At 36.5% G+C, this 1,069-nt stretch carries 2 protein-coding genes; one reads left to right on the plus strand and one right to left on the minus strand.

What is annotated here, in order from left to right:
• Positions 1-134 precede the first annotated feature (134 nt).
• A complete protein-coding gene (locus tag AC1DPQ_RS28610; RefSeq protein WP_477578369.1) occupies positions 135-416 on the plus strand; it encodes a GNAT family N-acetyltransferase in 282 nt (93 codons plus the stop codon).
• Positions 417-422: 6 nt separating this feature from the next.
• Here the strand turns inward: AC1DPQ_RS28610 and AC1DPQ_RS28615 are convergent.
• Positions 423-1,069: outer membrane beta-barrel protein (locus AC1DPQ_RS28615; protein ID WP_477611693.1), on the minus strand; the 647-nt coding region annotated here is incomplete at its 5' end.

Genomic DNA, 1,069 nt, shown 5'->3' on the forward strand with positions numbered 1-1,069 from the left:
TTGTTGCCTCTGACAAAGAATTGATTGAAAAAGCCAAACAAAAATGGTTAGATCAAAGCTTTAAACCCGTTCCTGGTGAAACAGGTTTTGTGCCTTTGCCAGATCAAAATCCAAAGATCAAGAAATAAACCCTGATGGAAATACGACAGATTAACAACGAAAAGAAAGGGCAGTTCGAAGCCTTAGAGAACGGCTTACAAGCAGGCGTTATGGCATATGTTTGGGCTGGCCCTGGCAAATTCATTATTGACCATACCGAAGTAAGTCAAGATTTTGCTGGCAAAGGTGTAGGGAAAAAGTTAGTGCTTGCCGCCGTAAATTATGCCAGAGAAAACAAGATGAAAATTCTTCCGCTTTGTCCATTTGCAAAAAGTGTTTTCGATAAAACCTCAGAAATTCAAGACGTATTATTTTAATCTTAATTAATTCTTCCTGCCAAATAAATTCATATTTACTGAAACGGCCACGCCTGTTGATGATAATTTAGAATTTCCGTAACCAATATTGGTTAAGGGTATTTTCATAAATGGTTTAGCGCTAATGCTTAAATTATTATTTATTTTGTGCTGAAACTCGATACCAACATTGGCTATACCTAAATAATGCTGATTCTGGTTTCTGACTTCGTAGCTTTGAGGGCCCTGATAAGCTCCATTATAAGAATAGCTGTATTTCTCTTTCAACATCAAATAACTAGATAAACCTGTACTTACTGAAATCGAATTTCTACGCCCATCAAAAACCTTATAGTTCACATTAATAGGAATATCAATTACATCGCAATTGGCATGAATATTTGCTGGGTTTGCCTTAAAAACATAATTGCTGTTAGGGTTGTATTGGCTAAAATCTGAGTCGTAGATTTTCTTAGCATAAGCTGCCCCTGTAGTAACACTCAATTTCTTTGTTAAGAAAAGCGTAGCCTCTACCCCAAAACCACCACTTAAACTACTTTTGCCTGATTTCTGCACACTGGTTAAATCGGGTGCAGCCAGAATACTTAAGACAAATCTTGATTTTTTCTTAAAAATTGGGTCTTTAATTCTTGGCATTTTGCCTCGAACAGGAT

Source organism: Pedobacter sp. 01T416_2 (assembly GCF_056398925.1).

Bases quoted from the DNA above. Each gene is read 5' to 3' on its own strand.
- AC1DPQ_RS28610 (WP_477578369.1), top strand. From the start codon at position 135: ATGGAAATACGACAGATTAACAACGAAAAGAAAGGGCAGTTCGAAGCC.